4 protein-coding genes and 2 pseudogenes are annotated in these 5,318 nt (G+C 30.7%); all 6 read left to right on the top strand.

What is annotated here, in order from left to right; all coding sequences use genetic code 11:
- Window positions 1-236: pseudogene (locus tag CQA53_RS12460) on the top strand (hypothetical protein); the annotation flags it as partial.
- Window positions 237-364: 128 nt separating this feature from the next.
- A complete protein-coding gene (locus CQA53_RS09955) occupies window positions 365-991 on the top strand; it encodes a hypothetical protein (protein ID WP_115543833.1) in 627 nt (208 codons plus the stop codon).
- A gap of 5 nt (window positions 992-996) precedes the next feature.
- Window positions 997-2,421, top strand: coding sequence for an alpha/beta hydrolase family protein (locus tag CQA53_RS09950; protein ID WP_115543832.1), 1,425 nt, complete (start codon window positions 997-999; stop codon window positions 2,419-2,421).
- A 13-nt stretch (window positions 2,422-2,434) separates the two neighbouring features.
- Entirely contained in the window at window positions 2,435-2,626 is a 192-nt protein-coding gene (locus tag CQA53_RS12455; RefSeq protein WP_181882425.1) for a hypothetical protein, read from the top strand.
- Window positions 2,627-2,789: 163 nt separating this feature from the next.
- A complete protein-coding gene (locus CQA53_RS12450) occupies window positions 2,790-4,694 on the top strand; it encodes a hypothetical protein (RefSeq protein WP_181882424.1) in 1,905 nt (634 codons plus the stop codon).
- A 266-nt stretch (window positions 4,695-4,960) separates the two neighbouring features.
- Window positions 4,961-5,318 (top strand): annotated as a pseudogene (locus CQA53_RS09935) (hypothetical protein); the annotation flags it as partial.

Below are 5,318 nucleotides of genomic sequence, written 5' to 3'. Positions count from 1 at the left end.
CAATAAATCAATCTAACAACATCTCTCTATCCAACCTCCTCTACCTCCATAATAACAAGATAGATATATTTACTAAGAATGGTAGTGAGATAGATATAGAATCTTTAATGAATGAATATCACTTAGATACTAATATATTGCACTCTCCAAATACTCAAATCTTCCTTTATTCTACTCTCCTCATTGGCTCAAAAGAAATAGAATCTCACATAATCAAGATTAAAAGGGTAGCATAGGTGAGTCAATACACAAACGAGCAGAAATTAAAGTTATTGCGATATGCGGAACTCGCTTGGGCTAGCTATTCCACAGGATTGAATGCAGGTATGTTTGGTCAAAGATTCTATCTATAAAGGTAAATGTTATGAATAACTCAAACCACTACAAAGAAGCTTGGAAATCTCTCAAATCTACTTTGTTTTATCTTATATTATCTACACTCACTATTTTAAATATAATATTTTTCTATATCCTTACTTTTATCCCTTTTCCATTCTTTGGTTGGATTACACTCTTTATCCTTTCTAGTATATGGGTGTATTTATTTGCTTATTGGATAATCTATGCCATATTTAAAACTTTTAATATCAATAAAAAGATAAATAAACTCTATGTAGCTCTGCCTTATCCTATAATTATGATTTTATGGTTTGGTTATAGTTTTATCCCGCTAGAATGGCAGCCTAGCTTTAGGGAGTTTGAGAGATTGTGTGGGGAATTAAAAGATAGAGAAATTATTTATAATAAAGAAACTTATGATAGAATGCAAGGTAAAAAATATGGTATAGATGTAAAACTAATTGAAGAAAATATAAGCTTACGAATAAAGAAAGCAGAATATCAATATTACGAATATGGGACAAATATTTTATATAAAGGTTACAAAACTTATGGTTGGTTAGATATAGGTTTATTTGCTAAATTTGATAGAACATTAGGTTGTGATGGAATAGCTGAATATAAACAAAAAATAAAAGAAAGGGGATATTAATACAAATGAACCGACAACAAAAATATTTTGAACTTTTTGAATATGCTCAAATATGCTGGGCTAGTTATTCCACAGGATTTAATGTAGGTATGTTTGGAGATAAAGAAAGGCAATGGGGAGACATAAATAGCGAAATAGCCAAACAAAAAATAAACAATAAAAAAACCTTACCCACCTACCACCAAGCTCTTAGTGAATCTCAACTATTTTTCTTAGATAAATACAATGTAGGATTTGATAGCAAACAAGCTGATACATTTGTCAATCGCTATGAGATTCTTGCCTTTAGTCAAGATGATAAGACAAGGTTTTCTGCTACACTCTTTAAAGATACGAAAAATGATGAGCTTATCCTTGCTATAAGGGGTATTGATATATTTCAAATTAATCTTTCTCTTTGGCGTGCAACTCAAGCTGGATTTAAAATCTTTCGTGGAAAAGTGCCTATAGCGTATTATCTCAGTATGCTTAGATTTTATGATGAGCATATTCGTCCTATTATCGCTCATCAAAAGATTGTCGTTACAGGGCATTCTTTTGGTGGATATTTAGCTCAACTCTTTGCTTTAAGCTATCCTAGTATTGTAAAAAAAGTCTATACTTTTAATGCGATAGGCGTAACTTCTAATCAAACTACAGATTATACAAGCAAGGCTGTCGATGTCGCTAATGTAGTAACAACACAAGTTACATTTGATTTTAGTATTTATGATAGCACCATAGATGAATTTAAAGGTATTAATATTGATGAGAATATACAAAAATCTATTGAATTAAAAAATGGATTACTTACCTTCAAGGATAAATCCTTAAAAGAGCAAATTCCTAAATATCTGCAAGAGGAAGCTATTTTAAAAGAACAAAATACATACAATATACAAACAGCAAAGCAAGGAGCAAATCTCTTATATCAAGAAATCCAAAAGGCAAAGATGGGTGATAGGGTATTTGTCAAGGTTAGACTTGATGGATTCTTGCCACACACAATGGATACTGAAGTATTTACTTTAAATGAGCGAATGGGTGAAGCTGTATCTACACTCATTAAATATTTCCCAAATAGTCATAATAAGCTCCCAAAAGAGCTTCAAGCAAGTATATATCAAGTATATACTACTGATGCTTTTGATGCAACAGCCGTGATGCACTATTTTGGTAATCATATACTTGCTACAGAAACTATTGAGGTAAAACTTAATCTATGGAAAGCAAGAATAGATTTTAAAGATATGATAGTTAAAGGTAAAATAGAAAAACTTGGGCTTAAAGGCTTAAAGATGGCTAGTGTTGTAAATTGGATACTTGTATTAATTTCTATTGAAGACATTTGTAATGAACTTTTAAAACAATCATTAGTTAGCAACGAGGTTTCTACAGATTATATAGATTGTAGTCGGTGCGGATGGGAATTTTTGCCTTGGAAATCATAACGAAGGAGAGAAAATGAAAAACGATGATTTATACTATGAATTAAACTATATTAATACTGATAATAACAATGCTCTAATCACTTCTATATTTAATATTAAAGAGCAGTATAATGGACTTTGTGTAAATACTATAAATAATAATGATATAGATTCTCTTACCAAAGATTCCCCCCACTCATTTACTTCGTGCATTATATGCTTGTAAAAGCTTTGCGATATGCACAGAAGGTAATGAAAGTCTTATAGATAATAATAATGTTAGCAAGATTCTAGGATACAAAAGCGACTTCGCAAATATCTTTATCCTCGATAAAGATTCCCTAAGTGATGAGTATTTAGAGGCTAGAAAAGCCCTCTATAAATCCATAATGCAAATAAAAGAAGAGAGACAAGGTGCAATAGAACAAGAACAAAAAAGAATAAATAATCTAAGCTATGAAGAATACGAGAGAGAGCTAAAAGAAATAGAGAGAGAACAAAGACAAGCAAGATTTAATAAAAAAGATAAATCCAAAGATTCAAATCATCTTATATTAGAATCAAATGATAAATCTATAAAGATAATATTCTTAGATAAGCTAGATTTGAATCAATCAAGCAATGTTTCGTCATTGCGAGAAGTCGGCACGACTTCGTGGCAATCCATAAGCACCACTCAACCTAACAATCTCTCTCTATCCAACCTCCTCCACCTCCATAATAACAAGATAGATATATTTACCAAAAATGGCAGTGAGATAGATATAGCAGAGATAGAATCTCTCATTACGAACTATAAACAAAGATATACAGAATCTAGCAATCAAGAATCTAAACTTACTTTAGATTCTCTACATTCCCCAGACACACAAATATTTTTATATTCCCAATTATTATTAGGCTCTAAAGAATCCCCTAACAATCCTTTATACTTTTGGGAATTAGATAATGATGGAGTGTTTGTAGAATCTAAGCCTATATATCACTTAATCGGTGAAACAGACTATGACACAAAAGATTCTAAAGAGAACTTTACTCAAACCCTCCAAGTATTCCTTAATAACTTCACTCTTACCATACTAAACTACTCTATATTAGACTCAAGCCTACATATCAAGCTAGAATGTAAAAGCAAAGAATCTAAAGAGATAGAAGACAAAGAAAAAGCACTCTTAGAATCTAAAGCAAAAGATTCTAAAGAGAATAAAGAAAGTATCTCCACTGCATTCCTTTGTCCTGTCCTAGAAGATAATGAACTTAAATGTCCTCATAATGGCATAGTGCAATTAAAGAGCAATAAAGGCAAACCCTTTCAATCTAAAGGTATCCCTATGATTTTAGAATCTGATTTAATGAACTCTAGCATAGTAGGTTGCACTCATACTATCGCAGGTGTTCCTACTCCTTGTTCTCTAGTATCTGTAATACTCCCTAGTGCTAGAGCTTATAAGAAATATAATGATGATTATCCTATAATGCAAGATTTATGTGTTAGTGGGGTATTAAGTGATAAAGGATTTCCTATCACTTGTAAGCCTAAGAATAATACCTTTAAGATAAATGCTCCTAATCCTAGTAATACTAAAGAGATAAGTAAAGAAGCATTAGCTTCAGCTATAAAGCTTACTAAACCAAGTATAAGATTATATTATAAAGAACATAGAGAACAAATAGATAATATCCCTATATGTAGATTGAGGCTTAATGATAGGATTATAGAATCTAGTAGTGATGATGATACCTTACAAAATAGTAATACACCTTTGAGACTACTAGAACTCGATATACATAAAGATGCTAAAGACTTAGATTCTACTATAAAGCTAGATAAGAGAGCATCTAGCTCACAATCTACACATAATATTACTCACACAGATAACACTACAAATAGCAATAATACAAATAATACTACAAACAATAATACCAAAGATTCTATTCCTACTCCTTCAGATTCTACTCCTTCTTTACTCTCTTTACTTCTTAAGGATTATCCTAAAGACTATGAGTTTAAAGAGATAGATATAACCATAGGAATACACTCTATTGCTCTCATGCTCATTATCCCACAAAAGATTCCTAAAGTCTATGATAAAGCATATAAAGAATATGAATATAAAGATTATGGGGTAGGGAGATATACACAACTCTTAGAATATTCTAAGGATATACAAGATGATAGAGAGTATGTAGGAGGTGGAGAGACTTCTTTACAATCTATGTTTATTGTATATAATAAGAATCTTATCAATCATAATGTAGAATCTTATCTTTTAGAATCTAAAAGGGTGGTGTAGATGAAAACATTAAAGATATTGTATATTTGTTGGATTATACTTTTTATATTTGCTTGGATAATTTCACCTTACATTGGACATAATCCAGATAGATTTGAGGAGTTTCTTATAACGATGGGGTTGATAATTTTACCACTGATGATAGCAAATCTATGGTTATTTGGAATAACACGAATTAAAAAATATTTAATAAGGTTTTTCTATTCTATATTGTATTACCCATTAGCGATTCTGTTATATCTTATATTTGATTAAAAGGAAAAAGTATGAAGCAACAAATCAAGAATCTTAGAGATTATGCCGAGTTAGCGTGGGCTAGCTACTTCAACCTAACCTATATTGATGGACAAAAAGCTAATGATTTCACAATAGGGACAGAAAGAATCTTAAAAGATGAAGAAAATATAGAAAAATTTGAATATTATAAAGCATTATCTAAAGACTATAAAGATTATTTTATTTATGATGATTCGTTAGTTTTTTATCCAAAACTAAATGGAGAGTTTAGCTCGCTTCAAGCGAAACGATTTGCCACAAGATATGAAGTGAAATTTCATCAACCCAATACTTTTAGTGGGTTTTCTGCTACACTCTTTTATGATACATTTAAAGATGAATATATTG

The sequence above is a fragment of the Helicobacter didelphidarum genome (assembly GCF_003364195.1).
Lineage (GTDB): Bacteria > Campylobacterota > Campylobacteria > Campylobacterales > Helicobacteraceae > Helicobacter_A > Helicobacter_A didelphidarum.
The sequence above is the reverse complement of the archived record's forward strand: the minus strand, read 5'-3'. Positions and strand labels throughout refer to the sequence as shown.

What these genes read in the sequence shown, in the direction of transcription:
- CQA53_RS09955 (WP_115543833.1), top strand. Translation starts at nt 365, where the DNA reads ATGAATAACTCAAACCACTACAAAGAAGCTTGGAAATCTCTCAAATCT.
- CQA53_RS09950 (WP_115543832.1), top strand. Translation starts at nt 997, where the DNA reads ATGAACCGACAACAAAAATATTTTGAACTTTTTGAATATGCTCAAATA.
- CQA53_RS12455 (WP_181882425.1), top strand. Translation starts at nt 2,435, where the DNA reads ATGAAAAACGATGATTTATACTATGAATTAAACTATATTAATACTGAT.
- CQA53_RS12450 (WP_181882424.1), top strand. Translation starts at nt 2,790, where the DNA reads ATGCAAATAAAAGAAGAGAGACAAGGTGCAATAGAACAAGAACAAAAA.